This window comes from Mycobacterium florentinum (assembly GCF_010730355.1).
Lineage (GTDB): Bacteria > Actinomycetota > Actinomycetes > Mycobacteriales > Mycobacteriaceae > Mycobacterium > Mycobacterium florentinum.
Genome location: NZ_AP022576.1, coordinates 202,795 through 221,903 on the forward strand (window position 1 = coordinate 202,795; position 19,109 = coordinate 221,903).

Annotated in this window: 16 protein-coding genes; 3 read left to right on the top strand and 13 right to left on the bottom strand. The window is 65.4% G+C overall.

The features are described 5' to 3' along the window. Positions 1–5 precede the first annotated feature (5 nt). On the bottom strand, positions 6–1,439 hold the full coding sequence (locus tag G6N55_RS01050) for an amino acid permease (protein ID WP_085220421.1): 1,434 nt from the start codon (positions 1,437–1,439) through the stop codon (positions 6–8). A 101-nt stretch (positions 1,440–1,540) separates the two neighbouring features. After that, complete coding sequence (locus G6N55_RS01055; protein ID WP_085220420.1) at positions 1,541–2,428, bottom strand: PAC2 family protein; 888 nt, start codon at positions 2,426–2,428, stop codon at positions 1,541–1,543. 312 nt (positions 2,429–2,740) lie between these two features. On the opposite strand from G6N55_RS01055, the gene metH reads away from it, so the two are divergent. Both metH and G6N55_RS01065 read left to right on the top strand, forming a co-directional pair. Continuing rightward, entirely contained in the window at positions 2,741–6,487 is a 3,747-nt protein-coding gene (gene metH / locus G6N55_RS01060) for a methionine synthase (RefSeq protein ID WP_085220419.1), read from the top strand. Between the two features lie 4 nt (positions 6,488–6,491). Continuing rightward, positions 6,492–6,728 (top strand): hypothetical protein, encoded by a 237-nt coding sequence (locus G6N55_RS01065; RefSeq protein ID WP_085220418.1) that lies wholly within the window; start codon positions 6,492–6,494, stop codon positions 6,726–6,728. Positions 6,729–6,730: 2 nt separating this feature from the next. On the opposite strand, the gene G6N55_RS01070 is transcribed toward G6N55_RS01065, so the two are convergent. From G6N55_RS01070 to G6N55_RS01120, 11 genes are all read right to left on the bottom strand, one after another. Beyond that, on the bottom strand, positions 6,731–7,630 hold the full coding sequence (locus G6N55_RS01070; RefSeq protein ID WP_085220417.1) for a class I SAM-dependent methyltransferase: 900 nt from the start codon (positions 7,628–7,630) through the stop codon (positions 6,731–6,733). 72 nt (positions 7,631–7,702) lie between these two features. Continuing rightward, positions 7,703–8,470, bottom strand: coding sequence for a mannan-binding family protein (locus G6N55_RS01075; RefSeq protein WP_085220416.1), 768 nt, complete (start codon positions 8,468–8,470; stop codon positions 7,703–7,705). Next, positions 8,467–9,222 (bottom strand): DUF3329 domain-containing protein, encoded by a 756-nt coding sequence (locus G6N55_RS01080; RefSeq protein ID WP_372517607.1) that lies wholly within the window; start codon positions 9,220–9,222, stop codon positions 8,467–8,469. Before G6N55_RS01080 ends, G6N55_RS01075 begins: the two co-directional genes overlap by 4 nt. A 22-nt stretch (positions 9,223–9,244) precedes the next feature. Beyond that, the gene (locus tag G6N55_RS01085) at positions 9,245–10,495 is read right to left on the bottom strand and encodes an MlaD family protein (protein ID WP_085220415.1); all 1,251 of its coding nucleotides are present in this window, start codon (positions 10,493–10,495) and stop codon (positions 9,245–9,247) included. Next, a complete protein-coding gene (locus G6N55_RS01090; RefSeq protein ID WP_085220414.1) occupies positions 10,492–11,694 on the bottom strand; it encodes an MCE family protein in 1,203 nt (400 codons plus the stop codon). The genes G6N55_RS01085 and G6N55_RS01090 overlap by 4 nt, the downstream gene beginning before the upstream one ends. After that, on the bottom strand, positions 11,691–12,812 hold the full coding sequence (locus G6N55_RS01095; RefSeq protein WP_085220413.1) for an MCE family protein: 1,122 nt from the start codon (positions 12,810–12,812) through the stop codon (positions 11,691–11,693). The genes G6N55_RS01090 and G6N55_RS01095 overlap by 4 nt, the downstream gene beginning before the upstream one ends. Further along, positions 12,809–13,855: an MlaD family protein gene (locus G6N55_RS01100; RefSeq protein WP_232078889.1), complete on the bottom strand. Its 1,047-nt coding sequence runs from the start codon at positions 13,853–13,855 to the stop codon at positions 12,809–12,811. Before G6N55_RS01100 ends, G6N55_RS01095 begins: the two co-directional genes overlap by 4 nt. Further along, positions 13,848–14,903, bottom strand: a complete 1,056-nt coding sequence (locus G6N55_RS01105; RefSeq protein ID WP_085220595.1) for an MCE family protein — start codon at positions 14,901–14,903, stop codon at positions 13,848–13,850. The genes G6N55_RS01100 and G6N55_RS01105 overlap by 8 nt, the downstream gene beginning before the upstream one ends. A 7-nt stretch (positions 14,904–14,910) precedes the next feature. Further along, positions 14,911–16,467 (bottom strand): MlaD family protein, encoded by a 1,557-nt coding sequence (locus tag G6N55_RS01110; protein WP_085220411.1) that lies wholly within the window; start codon positions 16,465–16,467, stop codon positions 14,911–14,913. Continuing rightward, positions 16,467–17,330 carry an ABC transporter permease gene (locus tag G6N55_RS01115; RefSeq protein WP_085220410.1) on the bottom strand — a complete coding sequence of 288 codons (864 nt, stop codon included), beginning with the start codon at positions 17,328–17,330 and terminating at the stop codon, positions 16,467–16,469. The genes G6N55_RS01110 and G6N55_RS01115 overlap by 1 nt, the downstream gene beginning before the upstream one ends. Position 17,331: 1 nt before the next feature. After that, on the bottom strand, positions 17,332–18,171 hold the full coding sequence (locus G6N55_RS01120) for an MlaE family ABC transporter permease (protein ID WP_085220409.1): 840 nt from the start codon (positions 18,169–18,171) through the stop codon (positions 17,332–17,334). A 303-nt stretch (positions 18,172–18,474) separates the two neighbouring features. Here G6N55_RS01120 and G6N55_RS01125 point away from each other — a divergent pair, with 303 nt between their 5' ends. Continuing rightward, the gene (locus G6N55_RS01125; RefSeq protein ID WP_085220408.1) at positions 18,475–19,077 is read left to right on the top strand and encodes a TetR/AcrR family transcriptional regulator; all 603 of its coding nucleotides are present in this window, start codon (positions 18,475–18,477) and stop codon (positions 19,075–19,077) included. Positions 19,078–19,109: the final 32 nt, after the last annotated feature.

Consider the following 19,109-nt stretch of genomic DNA (forward strand, 5'->3'; position numbering starts at 1 on the left):
TTCGGTCACCAGCGCGCGACGGCGGCCGCCACCCGCTTGCGAACCAGGAACCAACCCCCGATCAGCGCCGGGATGATGACGATCAACGCCGCGACACTCGAGGTGCCGGCCGGTTCGTCGAAGGCCATCAGCACCACGATGCCGACCAAGAACACCAGGGTGATGTAGCCGCTGTACGGGGTGAATGGCATCCGGAAGCCGGGGCGTTCCAGGGTCCCCGCCTGTGTCTGCTTGTAGAACCGAAGCTGACACAACACGATCATGGCCCAGGACGCGATGATGCCCAAAGCGGCGTCGTGGAGCACGATTTCGAAGGCTTCACCGGGGTTGAACGCGTTGAGCGCGATACCGCCAAGGCAGATGACGGCGGTCATGGCGATGCCCCCGTAGGGCACACCGCGTTTGGTCATTCGCATCGCGAATTTGGGGCCGCTGCCGCTCACCGCCAGTGAGTGCATGACGCGGCCGGTCGAATAGAGTCCGGCGTTCAAGCTGGACAGCGCAGCGGTGAGCACGACGATGTTCATCAGGTCGCCGGCTCCGTGGAAGCCGATCTTGGAGAAGAACGTGACGAACGGGCTCTCGCCGGCGTGAAAGGCGGTGTAGGGCAGCAGCAGCCCCAGCAGGGCGACCGATCCGACATAGAACACCGCGACGCGAAAGATCACCGAATTGATCGCGCGCGGCATGATCTTTTCCGGTTCGGCCGTCTCGCCGGCCGCGATACCCACCAATTCGACGCCGGCGTAAGCGAATACGACTCCGGAGGCCGTCACCAGCAGCGGTATCACACCGGTCGGGAACAACCCGCCGTGGGCATCCCAGATGCCGGGTCCGGTCTCATGCCCTTCGATGTGGAATCGCCCGGCCAGGAACACAATTCCCACGATCAAGAAGGCGACGAGTGCCACAACCTTGATCAGCGCGGCCCAAAACTCGAACTCGCCGAACCACTCGACGGAGATCAAGTTCATCGACAACACCACCACCAGCGCGATGAGCGCGAGGACCCATTGCGGGATCGGCCCGAAGGCCCCCCAGTGATGCAGGTAGGTGGCGATCGCGGTGGTGTCGACGATCGACGTCATCGCCCAGTTGAGGAAGTACATCCAGCCGACGACGTAAGCGGCCTTCTCGCCGAAGAACTCTCGCGCGTAGGAGACGAACGAACCCGACGACGGACGGTGCAGCACCAGCTCGCCCAGCGCTCGCAGCATGAAGAACACAAAGATTCCGCAGAACGCGTACACCAGGAACAGCCCGGGGCCGGCCTTGACGAGTCGCCCGCTGGCGCCGAGGAAAAGCCCCGTACCGATCGCGCCGCCGATCGCGATCATCTGCAGCTGCCGGGGCTTGAGCCCCTTGTGATAACCGGCATCCTCGTTGAGAGGCGCCGCGAGATGCGGATCGGGCTCGGGCGTGTCGGGCAGCGCGGTCATGGGAGTCCAATCGTCGTCGTTCGCCCAATGTCAATCCGGTTGGTTTGCCAGCGATCCTTTCGCAGTCGGCCCAGGAGGGCAACAGGAGAAGCCGCTATCGGTTACCGCCCGAATCCCGGGCGGCGGCGGCGCAGATACCGCTCGAACTCGGCGGCGAGCGCATCGCCGTCGATCTTGCCGAGGGCTTCGTTCACATCGACCTCGGCGTCGCCGCGTTGCTCCAGCGACTGCACGTATTCGGCCAGGTCCTCGTCTTCGGTGGCCATCTCGGTGACCGCCAGCTCCCACTCCTCGGCCTGAGCGGGCAAATCGGCCAGCGGCACCTCGATATCGAGCACGTCCTCGACGCGTCGCAGCAGTGCCACCGTCGCCTTCGGGTTCGGCGGGTGCGACACGTAATGCGGCACCGCCGCCCAGAACGTCACCGCCGGAATCCCGGCGGCCACGCAGGCGTCCTGGAACACCCCGGCGATCCCGGTCGGCCCTTCATAGCGGGTCTCCTGCAGGCCGAAACGTTCCGCGGACTCGGGGGAGTAGGCCGCCCCGGAGACCGGCACGGGCCGCGTGTGCGGAGTGTCGGCCAGCAGCGCGCCGAGGATCACGACCGTGTCGACGTTGAGCTTGTCGGCGATCGCCACCAGCTCGGCACAGAACGTGCGCCAGCGCATGTTGGGCTCCACCCCGTGCATCAACACGATGTCGCGGTCGCTGCCGGGTGGCCGGCAGTGGGTGATCCGCATCGCCGGCCACACCAGTTCGCGCGTCACCCCGTCGACCTGACGGATGACCGGGCGATTCACCTGGTAGTCGTAGTACGCCTCGTCGTCGATCTCCACGATCGGGTGGGCTTCCCAGATCGCATCGAGATGCTCGAGCGCATCGCTGGCCGCGTCACCGGCGTCGTTCCAGCCCTCGAACGCGGCCACAACAATCGTGTTGTGGAGGTCGGGGAGCGCGGAGGCTTCCGGGCCACGATCGGGCGGAGTCACAGAATCAGCCTAAGGCCTGACCGCTCGGCGACGGCCCTCAGCCGCGCGGTGGCCAGCACACCAGGGCATTTGCATAGGACCACTATCCTTGTGGGGTGACTGCTACTTCAACAACCGGCGTCAACGGGGGCGAGACGGAATACGCGCGGCTGCAGTGTGGTCAGCGCTGGTAACTCGAGCTGGGCGTCCAGACGTCGGGTGACGACGTAGACTTTTCACCGTCGAGAGGCGTTGCAACGGTTCGCCGGTCCCCGCCGGTATCCGCCACGCTCGGCAGAGTCAAGGACGCCTTCCGTTACGGAAGGAACGTATGTGAACGCCGTTGAAAAGACCTTCGTGCCGAACATCCGACCCGACTGCACCGACGAACTGACGGCAGCTCTGCGCCAGCGGATCATGGTGATCGACGGCGCGATGGGCACGGCGATTCAGCGGGACCGGCCGGACGAGGCCGGCTACCGCGGCGATCGGTTCACCGAGTGGCCGACGGCTCTTCAGGGCAACAACGACCTGCTCACCCTGACGCAGCCGCAGATCATCGAGGGGATCCACCGGGAGTACCTCGAGGCGGGCGCCGACATCCTGGAGACCAACACGTTCAACGCGAACGCGGTCTCGCTCTCCGACTACGACATGCACGAGCTGGCCTACGAGCTGAACTACGCCGGCGCTGCCCTGGCGCGGGCGGCCGCCGACGAATTCAGCACCCCGTCCAAGCCCCGCTACGTCGCCGGCGCCATCGGACCGACGACGCGGACCGCGTCGATCTCGCCGGACGTCAATGACCCCGGCGCCCGCAACGTCTCCTATGACCAGCTGGTCGCCGCCTACCTCGAAGCCGCCAACGGCCTGGTCGACGGAGGTGCCGACCTCCTGATCATCGAGACGATCTTCGACTCGCTGAACGCGAAGGCGGCGGTGTTCGCCGTCGAGACGCTGTTCGAGGAGCGCGGACGCCGCTGGCCGGTGATCATCTCGGGCACCATCACCGATGCTTCCGGCCGGACATTGTCCGGCCAGGTCACCGAAGCGTTCTGGAACGCGATCAGGCACGCCAGGCCGATCGCGGTGGGCCTCAACTGCGCCCTGGGCGCCCCCGAGATGAGGCCCTACATCGCCGAGATGGCGCGAATCGCGGACACCTTCGTCTCCTGCTACCCGAATGCCGGTCTGCCCAACGCCTTTGGCGAGTACGACGAGTCCCCGGAGGCGCAAGCCGGCTACATCGCCGAGTTCGCCGAGGCCGGCCTGGTCAACCTGGTCGGCGGGTGCTGCGGAACGGCGCCGCCGCACATCGCCGAGATCGCCAAGGTCGTCGAGGGTAAGTCGCCGCGCGAGCTGCCGGAACTCGACATCGCCACCCGGCTCTCAGGCCTGGAACCGCTCAACATCACCGACGACTCGCTGTTCGTGAACATCGGTGAGCGCACCAACATCACCGGCTCGGCCCGGTTCCGCAATTTGATCAAGGCCGAGGACTACGACACCGCGCTGTCGGTGGCCCTGCAGCAGGTCGAGGTCGGTGCGCAGGTCATCGACATCAACATGGACGAGGGCATGATCGACGGCGTCGCCGCGATGGACCGCTTCACCAAGCTGATCGCGGCCGAGCCGGATATCAGCCGCGTCCCGGTGATGATCGACTCCTCCAAGTGGGAGGTCATCGAGGCGGGCCTGAAGAACGTGCAGGGCAAGCCGATCGTCAACTCGATCTCCATGAAGGAGGGTGAGGAGAAGTTCGTCCGCGAGGCACGGCTGTGCCGCAAGTACGGCGCCGCCGTCGTCGTGATGGCCTTCGACGAGCAGGGTCAGGCCGACAACCTGGAGCGCCGCAAGGAGATCTGCGGGCGCGCCTACCGGATCCTGACCGAAGAGGTCGGCTTCCCGGCCGAGGACATCATCTTCGATCCGAACTGCTTCGCGCTGGCGACCGGTATCGAGGAGCACGCGACGTACGGGATCGACTTCATCGAGGCCTGCGCCTGGATCAAGGAGAACCTTCCCGGGGTGCACATCTCCGGCGGTATCTCCAATGTGTCGTTCTCGTTCCGCGGCAACAACCCCGTCCGCGAGGCGATCCACGCGGTGTTCCTGTACCACGCCATCAAGGCCGGCCTGGACATGGGCATCGTCAACGCCGGTGCCCTGGTGCCGTACGACTCGATCGACCCCGAGCTGCGGGACCGCATCGAGGACGTCGTGCTGAACCGTCGCGAGGACGCGGCCGAAAGGCTCCTGGAGATCGCGGAGCGGTTCAACAGCTCGGAGAAGGCCGATGACCCGGTGGCGGCCGAGTGGCGCAGCCTCCCGGTCCGCGAGCGCATCACGCACGCCCTGGTCAAGGGCATCGACGCGCACGTCGACACCGACACCGAGGAACTGCGGGCCGAGATCGCCGCCGCGGGTGGGCGCCCGATCGAGGTGATCGAGGGCCCGTTGATGGACGGCATGAACGTCGTCGGCGATCTGTTCGGCTCGGGCAAGATGTTCCTGCCTCAGGTCGTGAAATCGGCCCGGGTGATGAAGAAGGCGGTGGCGTACCTGCTGCCGTTCATCGAGGAGGAGAAGGAAGCGTCCGGCGCCACCTCATCGAAGGACACCAACGGAACGATCATCATGGCGACCGTCAAGGGCGACGTCCACGACATCGGCAAGAACATCGTCGGGGTCGTCCTGCAGTGCAACAACTTCGAAGTGATCGACCTCGGCGTGATGGTGCCCGCCGAGAAGATCCTGGCTGCAGCCGAAGAGTACGACGCCGACATCATCGGGTTGTCCGGCCTGATCACCCCGTCGCTCGACGAGATGGTCAACTTCGCCGCCGAAATGGAACGGAAAGGGTTGGAGATCCCGCTGCTCATCGGTGGCGCGACCACTTCGCGCGCCCACACCGCCGTGAAGGTCGCGCCGCGGCGCAGCGGACCGGTGGTTTGGGTCAAGGATGCGTCCCGCTCGGTGCCCGTCGCTGCCGCGCTGCTCGACGACAAGCAGCGGCCCAGCCTGCTGGAGGCCACCGCCGCCGACTACGCCTCTCTTCGCGAACGGCACGCCCAGAAGAACGAACGGCCGATGCTGACGCTTCAGATGGCCCGCGCAAACCGGACGCCGATCGATTGGGGCGGTTACACGCCGCCGGTGCCCGCGCAAGGTCTGGGAGTACGAGAATTTCTGGACTACGACCTCGCCGAGTTGCGCGAGTACATCGACTGGCAGCCGTTCTTCAACGCCTGGGAGATGAAGGGCAGATTCCCCGACATCCTCAACAACCCTGCCACCGGCGAGGCGGCCCGCAAGCTGTACGACGACGCCCAGGAGATGCTCGACCGGGCGATCAAGGAGAAGTGGCTGACCGCTAACGGGGTGATCGGGTTCTTCCCGGCGAACGCGGTCGGTGACGACATCGAGGTGTACACCGATGAGACGCGTACCGAGGTGCTGACCACGTTGCACAACCTGCGCCAGCAGGGCGAGCACCGCGACGGCATCCCGAACCGGAGCCTCGGCGACTACGTCGCGCCCAAGGACACCGGTCTGGCCGACCACGTCGGAGCCTTCGCCGTCACCGCGGGGCTCGGCAGCCAGGAGAAGATCGTGGAGTTCAAGGCGGCCCTCGACGACTACAGCGCGATCCTGCTGGAATCGATCGCCGACCGGCTCGCCGAGGCCTTCGCCGAACGGATGCACCAACGGGTCCGCAAGGAGTTCTGGGGATTCCAGCCCGACGAACAGCTGGACAATGAGGCACTCATCGGTGAGAAGTACCGGGGAATCCGCCCCGCCCCCGGCTACCCGGCCTGCCCGGAGCACACCGAGAAGGTGACGCTTTTCCAGTTGATGGACGTGACGGCGCGGACCGGCATCGAACTGACCGAGTCGATGGCGATGTGGCCCGGCGCGGCCGTCAGCGGCTGGTATTTCTCGCACCCGCAGTCGCAGTACTTCGTGGTCGGCCGGATGGCCCAGGACCAGGTTGCCGACTACGCTAAGCGCAAGGGCTGGACGCTGGCCGAAGCCGAGCGCTGGCTCGGCCCCAACCTCGGCTACAACCCGGAGGACTGAGCCCTTGAACCGCATCGCCGATATCGGCGTTGAGGCCGTCAATGTCACGGTCCTGCATGTCCGGCGCATTGTGGCCGCACTGTGCACCGCGCTGGGCCGGACGAAGCGCGAAGTCAGCGACTTAGCTTGGGACTACGGCGAACTGGCGGGAAGGGTCCGTTGGTCGGCGCGCAGGACGACGAGCGATCAGCACGTCGCCGAGGTGATTTCCATCGATCTGGGCCGCCGTCGGGCCAACTGAGTTCAGCTCAGTACCGCCGACAGGTAGCCCGAGGACCCACCGAACGAGGCCAGCTCGTCCTGGGGTACCTGAAAACCGTTGGCGGAGAACGCCTGTTCGGTTGTGCGGATGTCGATCCGCCAACCGCGCTCGCCCAGGTACTCGCCGGCGGAATTGCGATCCCCGGTGTAGAACAACTCGGCCAGATTGATCTTGGAGCCGATGCGCCGCGAGCGTTCGGTGAGCTTTTCCGCCCAATCCGCGGGGATGTTGCGGAAATCCATGTGCTCGCAGGCGATTCGGCTGCCCGGCGCCGATAGCGCGGCGACATTGTCGAACAGGCGGTCCTGCGCCTCCGGCGGCAGATAGACGAGCAGGCCCTCGGCGCTCCACGCGGTCGGCTTGCTGGGATCGAGTCCGGCCGCGACGAGCGCCGCCGGCCAGTCTTCGCGCAAGTCGATCGCGACCGTGCGACGTTGCGCGGGCGGCTGTGCACCCAGGTCGGCCAGCGTGCGGGTTTTGAAGTCGATCACGCCGGGTTGGTCGATCTCGTAGACCACCGTGTCCGCCGGCCACGGCAGCCGGTACGCCCGGGTATCCAGACCGGACGCCAGGATCACGGCCTGCCGGACACCCGCGTCGGTGGCTTGCATGAAGAAGTCGTCGAAGTACCGGGTGCGCACGGTGATCTGTTCGAGCACGGCCTTGCGGTTCATCACGGGATCGTCGGTGTCGCCGAGCTTTCCGTCGATCAGCTTGATGAAGGTGTCGCTGCCCACCGCGCGCACCAGGGGATCGGCCCACGGGTCGTCCAGCAGCGGCTCCGGCCCCTGCGAAGCCATCGCGCGCTGAGTGGCGACCGCGGTCGCGGTCGCGCCTACGTTGGACGCCAAATCCCAGGTGTCGTTCTCGGTGCGCGCCACGCCGTCCCCGCCTCTGCGTTAGTTAGGTGACTTAATTACTGCCACTGTACGTGAGACCGGCGGGGCCGCCGACTAGATACGCAGGATCGGGCCGAGCGCCGAGAGCGGAATGTGCGCCTGCACGGTGCCACCGTCCATATACCACTGCGGCAGGCCGGGGGAGAAGTTGATCGGCTCGTCGTGGCCGACGGGATAGTCCGGCATGTAGAGGATCAATTCGTCGGGCGTCACCGCCCACGCCTTGTACGCGCCGGAGTAGACCTTGTCGGGAGTCCAGCGGTCGACGATGAACGGATAGGTCCCCGGATCGTGCGGCGGCGGCGCCTGATTGAGCGCGGTTTCGATGAAGGGCTGCGCCAGCGGCGGGATCGCGGTCAGCGGATTCGACGTCGTCAGATCCGAGAGCTGCAGCCGTCTGCCGCTGGCCATGTCGAACGTGAAGGTTCGGTAGGCGTTGTTGGGCTTGGGCCCGTCGGCGTGGTAGTCCTCGTGGAACACCGCGCTGAGCAGGCTGCCGTGCTGAAAGATCTGGTAGTTCTCCTCGCCGTAGCTGTCGGCGGCCATGTGCGCGTTGGCGTTACGCCAGTTGTTGACCAGGGTGTGCAGGTAGTCGCGCACCACGCCGCTGGTGGTGGGATTGTCGATGAGCTCGCCGGGCACCGCGACCTTGATGTCGCGCACGGCGTTGCGTTCCGATGTCACCGTGGTGTGGCAGTACTGGCCGTCCCAGTCGCCACCGAGCTCGCCGCAGAACGACGGCGCCGAGGCCCGGGCGATGGCCGCATCGGGAATCGTTGCGGTGCATGCTAATACGAGCGTCGCGAGGAGTCTTGCGATCACAGCAGCTGCACCTTGCTCGCCCGCCAGCGGCCATCGACCATTTCCATCGTCATCTTGATTCGGCTACGGTCGATGCGCGGATCGGGTGACTGTGAATTCGCCACGGTCTGGTCGATAAAGACAAGCACCACAACCTTATTCGTGGATTCGGACTGAATCGCCGAGTCCACGACAACCCCGTGAGCGGACGCCTTGTTGTCGATCAGGAGCTGCCGAAGTTGGACGCTGGATTGGGTGTACATGTCCTTGAATTCGCCGGTCGCGCCGTCGAGTACAGCCCGGAAGTTCTCGTCGACCTTGTTGGAGTCGATGCTCGTCAACACCTGCGCGTAGGCGATCGCGGCCTGTTGAGCCTGCTGACCCGCCTCCTTCACCTCGTGCTCTTGCCACAGCTTCCAGCCCAGGAAGCCGTTGACCGCAAGCGAGGCAATGAGCAACAGCGGCAGCGCGCCGCGGCGCAGATAGCGCCCCCAAGGCCGCTCGCGCAGCGCGATCTTGTCGCCCTTCTCCTTCTTGGCCCCACTCCCGAACGGAATATCCTCGTCGTCCTCGTCCGTCGCCTCGGTGTCCTCGTCGTTCTCGGCGTCCTCGGACTCGGAGTCCGCGTCCTTGGCTTCGGCGTCCGCGTCCTTGACGTCGACGCCGTCGTCTTTGGCATCAACGCCCTCGACGTCTTCGGGTTCGGCGTCGGCGCCTGGTGCTTCGGGCATTTCGGCCTCGGCAACTTTCTCGGATGTGGCGGTCACAATCAACTCCTTAGAGCTTAGGTTGGTCCTAGTGCGGCGGTTCGATCGGCAGCGGGGGACCGCCGTAGGGTGTGGGAATCGTGAAGCGGCCCTTCGGTGTCGGATCGGTTCTGCGGCCCAGGTCGGCTCCCGGCGGCGGACCGGCGGTGTCGTCGCCTCCCGGTCGCGGTGCGTTCTTTGCTCCCCGGATCGAGACGGCGGGATCGGTGTCGCGGCAGTAGGTGTACATGAACGGCTCGTAATAGTCGGCGGCCGAGGGCGCATGCGCGGGCGTTCCGTAGTCGCAGACGTAGCGCGGGTAGAGGTCGGCGATCGCCCAGACCCCGTGGTCGTGAAAGGCACTTGACACCGCGTCCAGCACCGAGCCGCGGTAGTCGGGGAACAGCGCGTTGAGCGCCGGCACCCGCTGATAGAGCAACTGCGACATGGTGGCCATGCTGCCCAGCAGCTGCACCATCGTTTCGGAATTGTCGGAGAACAAATTGTCGACCGCCGACAGGGCGCGCGGCGTCTGCGCGGTCAGCCTTCGGTAGCCGGCCTGCATCCGGGCAACCCCGGACAGCGTGCGGTTGAGTTCGGTTGCGGTGGCGGCCAAACCGGCATTTTTATCGCTCACCAGGGTCAGCACCACCCGGCTGGTCTTGATGACGCTGGTCGTTTGGGGCAGCACCGAATCGAGCGTCGACAGCAGGAACGTGCCGCCGTCGACGATGGCGCTCAGTTTCGCCGGGCCCTCCTTGCTCAGGCTCAGCTCCTTCTTGATCAGTTCGACCTTGCGCGGGTCGACCTGGGCCAGCATGCCGTCGGCGTCGCCGAGCAACCGCGCCAAGCTGACCGGAACATTGGTGTGGGCCAGCGTGATCAGGCTGCCGTCGTGTAGATACGGCCCGGCATCGGATTCGGCTTGGAAGTCGATGTACTGCTCGCCGGCGGGCGATAACGCCGACACGTGCACGACGCTGCTGGCCGGGATCCGCACCTTCGACGTGATGCTGGCGACGGCGTTGACCCCGCTGTCGGTGATCTGCAATGACTCGACGCGGCCGATCCGCACGCCGCGCAGCGCGACATCCTGATTGGGCAGCAGGCCGCCGGATTCGGGCAACTGCACGGTGACCCGATAGGACGACGCCAGCGGTGAGACCCGCAATGCGCCTATCAGCAGGTAAGCGGTTCCGACCACCAGGGTCAGAACCAGACCGGCCACCGACAGCCAGACCTGTTGGCGGTGAGCGGCCCGCACCGCCCGGACCACGACGTTGGCGGCTTCGGCGATCATGGCGGCGGTCCCGGTGGCGGCGGCCCCGGCGCGGGGGCGACGTCGATTTGGCCGGGGACGATCGGGTCGGGCATGACGGGAACCTGCGGCGAGTTTGGTCCCCGCCCGACCACGCGTTCCTGTAGACGCCACAGGGTGTACTTCAGGGTGCCGACGAGCAGGTTCATGTTGTAGTGGTGTGGTCCGTGCAGCCCGATGTCGCCTGGGTATCCGATGTCGGGAAGCGATCCGAGGATCAGCTTGTCGACGCCCACGTGCACCGAAATCGCGCTTCCCGACGTCGATTTGACCAGCGGCGGAATCAGCCGGTTGACGGCGTAGAAGCTGGTATCGGGACTTACCGCAACGTCGTTGGCGGCCCCGGCGATGGTGTTGAGGTCGCGGATGATGCTGCGGCCGCTGGTGTCGGTGCCGCCGATGGACGGGAACCTGGCCAGCAACCGTGAGGTGTCGCCCACCTGCACGGCCAGGTTGGACAGCTCGGCGGTGTTGTCGGCCAGGGTCGCGGTGGCGGGGCGCGCCGCGGTCATCAGGTCGGTGACGGCCGCGTCTTTAGCGTCGAGTTGGTCTGCGAGCCTTGATAATTGGGTCAGGGCCGACGAGATCTGGTCCGACCGGGTGTCGAGCGTGCCGACCAGCTGGTTGGACTTGCGGATCAGCTCCCCGAACGCCTGGCCCTGGTCGCCGGTGGCCTTGCCGAAGCCGTTGATGATGTTGGTGAAGTTGCGCACCGCTCCGCCGTTTACCAGGATCGCCGCCGAACTCAGCACCGATTCGACCGTCGCGGCGGCGGCTGTCGAATCCAGGCCGATGGTGTCGCCGTTGTGCAGCATCGGATCGTCGGCGGGATCGTCAGCGGGTGGCTTCAGCGCCACGAACACGTCGCCCAGTGGTGTGGCGGTGCGCAATTCGGCGGTGCTGCCGCGCGGCAGCCGCACGCCGTTTCTGATCCGCAGCGTGGTGACCGCGGTGTAGTTGCGCGCGACCATCGCTTCGACCTGCCCGACGTCGGCGCCGGCGAGTTTCACCTTGGCGTTCATCGGAAGGTTGAGCGCGTTGGAGAATATCGCGGTCAGGGTGTACCCGCCCGACCCTAGCCCGGGAGCCGGAAGCGGCAGGCTGGCAAGGCCATTCGTGCCACATCCCGAGGTGATCAGCACCGCGGCCGCGATGGCGAGGACTCCCCGGCCGGCCGTCATTTCTGGCCCATCGCGGCCATGCCGTCGAGCACATACGTCAGCCCGAAATCCGGCCCGAAATCCTGGATTGTTCCCGTGCTGCAGCCGAGTTGGCGAAGCCCCATCAGGTTGCAGATCTCTTTGGTGAATTGGCTGTCGAAGACCAATCGGTCGGTGAGGAATCTGGCGCGCACGGCACCGTTGGCGCGGTCGATCATGTTGTAGGCGTTGTCGGCCAGCATCGGTGCCACGTCGAGGAGCTCGGCGAGGTCGCGGCGGTGGTCGGTCACCGTCTTCAGCGTCGAGTTCCCGTTCAGCACCGCCTGCTTGAAAGTGTCCCGGTTGGCGTCGAGCAGCTCGCCGGCCCGTTGGATCAACTGGTCGAATCGTCTTCCGGTACTGCCGGTCCCGATGTCCTCGTCGGCCATGATCTGGCTGACCTGGTGGATGGTGGAGGCGAATTCGCGCAGCTTGCCGTCGTTGGCGGCCACCGCGTCGAACAGCGTGCTGATGTTCTTGACGATCGTGGTGATCTGCTCGCGAGTCTGGGCGCCGCCGTCGCTGGACAGCCGCAGCGCCTTGGACAGTTCGTCGAGCGCCGATTTGATCTGGCCGCCGTTGCCTTCGACAACCTTGGTGCCGTTGTTGAGGACGTCGGCGACGGGCCCGCCGCCGTGGCCGTCTCCCTCGAGCGACTTGGTCACCTTGTCGAGAACGCTGAGCACGCGGCTGAATTCGACGGGTGTCTTGGTCCGGGTCAACCCGATCGTGTCGTGGTTCGCCAGCACCGGACCGCCGCGATACGCCGGAGTGAGCTCGATCTGCCGGTCGGTGAGGATCGAGGTGGACACCGTGACGGCTTGGGCGGTGGCGGGAATCTTGACGTGGCGATCGACGGTGAATTCGACTTCGACGTAGCCGCCCTTGGCGTTGATCTTGGTGATCTTGCCGACCGGCATTCCCAGCACCGCGACCACATTGCCCTCGTAAAGTCCTGAGGCGCTGTCGAATTGGGCCGTCACCGTGATCGTGTCCTGGTCGGGTGCGAGATACCACCAGCCGATGCCGACCGCCGCGGCCAGCACCACCAGGGCGGCGCTGATGGCCACCGCCTTGGACCGCAACTTCGATGCCGTCATTTGCAGTCCTTGAAGTATTGGATCATGCCGAACTGCTTGGCGCGCCCGCTGATTGCGCACATCCACGAGTCGACGAGCGGAACGTTGCTGGCGTTGAAGTTCACCGCGTTGCCCTCGCCGGTGAGGTTGGCCGCCTCGCGGAAGAAGATCGGGCTGATCTGCAGCATGTTGGCCAGCAGGTCGTCGTGCTGGGCCATCAAGCCGGTGAAGTCGCGCATATCGGCGATCAGCGAGTCAAGACCGGGCCGGTCGTTGACCACGATCTGGCTCATCGTATCGACCAGGTTGGTCAGCGACTGCATCATGGCGTGGAAAACGGCTCGCCGCGCGACGAATTGGCCCAGCAGGTCCTGTCCCTGGTTGATGAGATTGCCGATGCCGGCCTGCTGGCGCCGCAACGTGTTGGTCACCCGTTCGGTGCTTGCCAGCAGTTGACCCAGCTGATCGCGTCGCATCGAGATGATGGACGACAGCGAGTGAATGTTCTTCATGGCCTGCGGCACCACCGTGGGCAGACCCTCGAGTTGCTTGCCCAGCACCGCGAGCGACTGGGCGAACCGGTCGGAATTGACCTGCTCGAACGTGGTGGTGGCGTCTCGCAGTGCGGATTGCAGGTCGTAGGGAACCTCGGTGTGGGCCAGATCAAAGGTGTTGTGGGGCAGTGAGTTCAAGCCGTCGGGCTGGACCGATAGGTAGCGCGAGCCCAGGATGGTGGTGACCTTGATGGTGGCTCGGGAATCCTTGCCCAGCACGATGTCGTCGCGAATCTTCAGGCCCGCCTCGACGTGGTCTCCGTCGAGTTTCATGCTGGTCACTTCGCCCACCGGGATGCCCGCGACGACGATCGGGTTGCCGGCCCGCAGCGAGGCCGCCTGCAGAAATTCCGCGGTGTAGTGTCGGTATCCGGCGCCGAGCGCGTGTACCGCCAGCATCGCCCCGATCAGCACCGCCACCACAGCGACGGCGACGAACCCGAGCCACGTCTTGTTGTAGCTCTCCAGCGGACGCGACTTGATGCGCTGCCAAACGGATGAATCAGCCACCGGCTGTACTCCTGCATCTCGGTGTGTGCCACATCTTGTTTCCCGGGGTGGCGGCGGCGACGATGATCGGCACGACGTCATTGAGGCCGGGGAAGAATCCCATGAAGTTGACGTCGCAGACGTAGGCGTTCCCGTAGGCGCCCTGGTTACCCACTCGGACAAGCCCTTTCAGCAGCAGCGGGATGTTGTCGCCGAAAAACGCCACCTGCGGCTCGACATCCATCAGGTGTCTGGCCACACCGGGTTTGCGGTCGATGAATTCGCGCAGCGCCGGGTATACGTCGGTAGCCGAGGTCGACAGCCGGCCCATCACCCGCGACAGTGCACCGACCGAGGACACCAGCTCCGGACGCCGCCGGTCGAGTTGGTCGACCACCTCGCGCGTTTGGGTGATGACGCCGTCGAAATTGTCGTTCTGCCGAGCAAGGTTGCCGACCACCTTGTTGAGGTTGGTGATCACGTCGCCCAGGGCTTGGTCTCGTCCGGCGAAAGTCTCTGTGAGCATTGATGTTTGGTTGATCAGTGTGGTCAGCGACGAGGTATCGCCCTGCAGCGACGCGATGATGCCCTTGGTGAGGTTGTCGGCATCCTGCGGGTTCAGCAGGCTGAACAGCGGCTCGTAGCCGTTGAGCAGCGCGGTGACGTCGAAGGATGGTTCGGTGCGTTCCAGCGGCAGCACACTGCCCGGCGGGAGCAGGCCCTGATTGCCCTCCCGCCCCAAAGACAGCCCGAGGTAACGCTGTCCGACGATGTTTTGGTAAGTGACGGACGCGATGGTGTTGCCGTACAGGTGCTGATCGGTCTGCACCACGAACGCGACGCGCGCGAGTTTCCCGTCGAGCTCGACGCTTTCCACCCGGCCCACCCGCACCCCGGCCATCCGGACGTCGTCGCCTTCGCGCAGCCCGTAGACATCGGTGAACAGTGCCGAGTACTTGGCGGTGTCGCCGGCGACGTCGCGCCGCAGGCTCACGTACACCAGCCAGGTGAGCGTCATCGCGACGACCATGAACAGCGTGAGGCCGATCAGTGGGCCACGAAATCTCATTCCCATGTCACTTCGGTCCTCCGGGTGCGGGTTTCAGCGAGACCGTGGACCCGCGCGCCACGGGGCCCAGCAGTAGCTCGGTGGCCGGCGTCGCGGTCTGGCCGGTGATCACGCTCAGCATGTTTCGCTCGTATTGGCTGCCGACGGGTCCCACGTTGCCGCCGAAGGACGCTTGCGGTATCCAGGGAGCCTTCGGGGCCACCGGCGCGACCCACGGTGCGTTCGGCGACGGCGTCGCGGGAGCCCCGGGCGATGGGTTGTCGGGGTTGGCGCTGCCCGGTACCGGCGGCGACGGCGGAAGCCAAGATGGCAGTGGGGGATTGGGATCGGTCAGGTTGGGGCTCGGGTTGATCAGTGGCGGTCCGACCGCGACGAGGTTTCCGTCCGGACCGATGACCGTGCCCGGCGGCGGCGCCAGATCCTTGGGCGGCTGATAGTTCTGCGGCAGCAGCACCTCCGGCATGTCCGGGCGCACCGGATACTGCGGTGCGGTAAAGCAGCTGGGCCCCTTCAGTTCTCCGTAATGCGGGCAGTCCGCGCGGGTGTAGGTCGACGACGGCGTGAACGTCAGCATCGCGCGCATATTGCCGACATCTGCGCCGGGCCGCCAGACCTCCTCCATGAACCTGTTGGCCAGGTTGTCCAACTTCGTGACGGCGGGCACGAAATTGTTCGACTTCATCGCCAGCACGCCGAGCACCGGTGTGAAATCGGTGGTGATCCGAATGAGCTGGTCGATGTGGTTACCGAACGATTCGCGCGTCGTACCGACCGTGTTCTGCGCCCCGGAGAGCAGCGCGGCCAGCTGCCCGCGTGTCTCGGCGAAGGTCTGCATCGGTTCGACGGCCTGGTGCAAGGAGTCCAGAAGATCGGGTGCCGTCTGTGCGAGTCCACTCGCCGCGTCGACGAGCGCGGACACGGTCGACGGCCCCGTGTCGGTGCTGACAATCGAATTGAGTTGGTCGAGAAGGCGATTCAATTGCGCCCCGGCATTCAGCAGGGAGACGCGGCGGTGGTCGGTGGCCGCACCCAGCGCCGCCAGGATCCCGATCGACCTGTCGTCGCGGCCGCGGCCGGCGGCGGCCAGCAGGTCGCGCAACTTGCTGATGGTGGTCTGAAACAGCACGGTCGGAAGCCTGTTGTCTTCGGGTATGTGCGCGCCCGGTTGGATCGCCCCGCCCGGACCGTTCCCCACCAGCTGTACCGACGACACTGCGAAGACGTTGCTGGGGACCACGCGGGCGGTCACCGCGGCCGGAATCGACTTGGCGAACTCGGGTTTGAGATCGATGTGGACGTAGTTGGGTTTTCCGTTCGATGCGGGAATCACGTCGTCGACCATCCCGACGAGCACGCCGTGATACTTGACGTCGGACTTCTGTGGCAGCCCGTCACCGACGTTGACCAGATCGGCGACCACCCGAACGTAGTCGGTGAGCCGGCCGGTGGACTTGAGCAACATTGCGACGGTTAGCAGCGCCGCGACCACCACCACCGCCGCACCGGCGGCGAGTAGCTGCCGGTCCGAGGGCCCGCGTCCGTCCAGCTCAAAGGAATTCGGCATCAACCACCGAACCTGGCACCGGCGTCTACCCCCCACAACGCCATGGTGAGCAACATGTTCACGATGATCACGACGGTGATGCTGGCTCGCATGCCATGCCCGGCGGCCACCCCGACGCCCTCGGGGCCACCGGTCGCGTAATACCCGAAGTAGCACTGGATCGTGGATGCGATCCACACGAAGATGACGGCCTTGATCAACGAGTAGACGATGTCCTGGCCGGCCAGCATCAGGGTGAAGTAATGCAGGTAGGAGCCGGTCGAGCCGCCGCTGCTGATGCCCACCACGAGCTGCGTCGTCAGGTAGCCGATCGCCAGGCACGCCACATACAGCGGGACGATCGCCGCGACCGATGCGATCAGCCGCGTCGTGACCAGATACGGAATCGGCCGGATCGCGATCGACTCCAGCGCGTCGATTTCCTCGGCGATCCGCATCGACCCGAGCTGAGCGGTGAAACGGCAGCCGCCTTGCATGGCGAAGGCCAGCGACGCCATCAGCGGTGCCAGCTCGCGCGTGTTGACCAACGAGGAGACGAAACCGGTGGCCGGTCCGAGACCTAGCAAGTCGAGGAAGTTGTAACCCTCGATGCCGACCAGTGCGCCCACCGTCATGCCGAGAACAACGGCCACACCGGCGGTTCCGCCACCCACCACGATCGAGCCGTTGCCCCAGGTGATGTTCGACAGCAGGCGCAGGAATTCGCCGCGGTACTGGCGCAACGCGAGTGGTACCGAGACCAGCGCACGGATGAAAAAGACCAGCAGGTGGCCCAGCCGAATGATCGCTACCGTGCCCCTGTCATATAGCCGGACAACCGGGACGATCAACGGCGCAAACGGACGGTAAGCGGAAACCGTCATGTCACAGCCCCGTCCTGGGCACCAACATGATGTAGAGCTGGCTGATCGCGACGTTGACGATCATCAGCAGCAGGATCGCCTCGACGACCGCCGCGTTCACCGAGTTCGCGACGCCCGTCGGACCGCCGACCGTGGACAGGCCTTTTTGGGCCGACACCACGGCCACGATGGCGCCGAAAATCACCGCCTTCAGCAACGCCAGGATCATGTCGTCGGTCGTCGCGAATGACGCGAAGGTCGAGACGAAGCTGCCGGGTGCCCCGTCCTGGAAGTACACGTTGAACATGTAGCTGGCGAAAAAACCGACGAAGCACACGACGCCGGTGAGCGCGACCCCGATCATGATCGCCGCGGCGAAGCGCGGCACCACCAGCCGACGGATCACCGATACGCCCATCACTTCCATCGCGTCGGTTTCTTCGCGCATGGTTCGCGAACCCAGATCGGCGGTGATCGCCGACCCGACGGCAGAGGCCATCAGCACGGCGGCCACCAGCGACGCGCCCTGACGAATGACCGCGAGTCCGCTGGCCGCACCCGCCAGCGAGGTGGCGCCCACCTGCCCGGCGAGCAACGCGAACTGAATGGACAACGTGACACCGATCGGCAATGACACCAGAATCGTCGGCAACACCGCGGTGCCCGCCATAAACGCGCCCTGGCGAACGAATTCGTGCCATTGAAATCGGCCGGTCACCAGGTCGAAAAAGAAATACTGAATGGTGCGCACCCCAAGGACGAACTGTTCGCCGACGGTCGTCAGCGACGCAAGCGGATGACGTTTAACGTATCCGGCGGACCAGTTCTGGATGGCGATGACGCCGTCTTCTCGCGTGGTCATCGAAGCGCAACCGGCAATCTGTCCAGCAAACTCAGGCTACCGGTCATTGCGCACCAGCCACTGCCACCATTGGCGCTCCCCCTCACCAATAAGTGCACGAGCGCAGAACGCGGAGAGCCAGGTGCCGTACAGCGCATGTGCATAAAGGTAGTGCCATCAGGCTCCGTGAACTGCGGTTCTCGGTGTGTGCCGTATCACACTAGCCGACTTGATAGGCGCTTTCAATAGTGTAGAGTCACTCACCTGTGATCGTCACGGGACGGCGCCGACGCGTTGGAATGTCAGCTCAACGAAGGTAATGGCATGCCCTCAGCAAACACCGGCTCGCTGCGGGACCGGCGCCGCGCGGAATTACTCTCCCAGATTCAGCACACCGCGTATGAGCTTTTCGCCAAACACGGATTCGACGCCGTCACCACGGAGGACATTGCCGCGGCCGCCGGGATTTCCATCAGTACCTATTTCCGTCACGCGCCGACGAAAGAAGGCCTGCTGGCCGATCCCGTGCGGGAGGCGATCGGCGAGATCGTGGGTTCGTATCACGCGCGGCCGCCGGGTGAATCGGCCGTCGAGGCATTGCTTGAAGTGTTTGTCACGCGCGCCCGTGACGCCGACGAACTCGACAACATCGACACCTGGCGCCATGCGGTCGCCACCGCGCCCCACCTGCTGAGCAAAACCGTGCTGGTCAGCGAGACCGACCACGACAAGTTCATCGAGCAGGTCGCCGCCCGCATGCGCGTCGACGCGACGACCGACATCCGGCCCGCGCTGTTGGTCCACACCAGTTTGGCCACCGTCAAATTCATTCTCGATCGCTGGCTGACCTCGGATATGCTCGCGGGCCCGCCGCTTCACCTTCAGTTGGAGGGCGCGCTGCGCACCACGCTGGCCGGGTTCGACTGACGGTTCCCGGCTCGGCGAAACAGCCTGCGGGG

What these genes read in the sequence shown, in the direction of transcription:
- G6N55_RS01095 (WP_085220413.1), bottom strand. Translation starts at nt 12,812, where the DNA reads ATGACGGCATCGAAGTTGCGGTCCAAGGCGGTGGCCATCAGCGCCGCC.
- G6N55_RS01125 (WP_085220408.1), top strand. Translation starts at nt 18,475, where the DNA reads ATGCCCTCAGCAAACACCGGCTCGCTGCGGGACCGGCGCCGCGCGGAA.
- G6N55_RS01110 (WP_085220411.1), bottom strand. Translation starts at nt 16,467, where the DNA reads ATGCCGAATTCCTTTGAGCTGGACGGACGCGGGCCCTCGGACCGGCAG.
- G6N55_RS01085 (WP_085220415.1), bottom strand. Translation starts at nt 10,495, where the DNA reads ATGATCGCCGAAGCCGCCAACGTCGTGGTCCGGGCGGTGCGGGCCGCT.
- G6N55_RS01105 (WP_085220595.1), bottom strand. Translation starts at nt 14,903, where the DNA reads ATGAGATTTCGTGGCCCACTGATCGGCCTCACGCTGTTCATGGTCGTC.
- G6N55_RS01120 (WP_085220409.1), bottom strand. Translation starts at nt 18,171, where the DNA reads ATGACCACGCGAGAAGACGGCGTCATCGCCATCCAGAACTGGTCCGCC.
- G6N55_RS01050 (WP_085220421.1), bottom strand. Translation starts at nt 1,439, where the DNA reads ATGACCGCGCTGCCCGACACGCCCGAGCCCGATCCGCATCTCGCGGCG.
- G6N55_RS01115 (WP_085220410.1), bottom strand. Translation starts at nt 17,330, where the DNA reads ATGACGGTTTCCGCTTACCGTCCGTTTGCGCCGTTGATCGTCCCGGTT.
- G6N55_RS01090 (WP_085220414.1), bottom strand. Translation starts at nt 11,694, where the DNA reads ATGACGGCCGGCCGGGGAGTCCTCGCCATCGCGGCCGCGGTGCTGATC.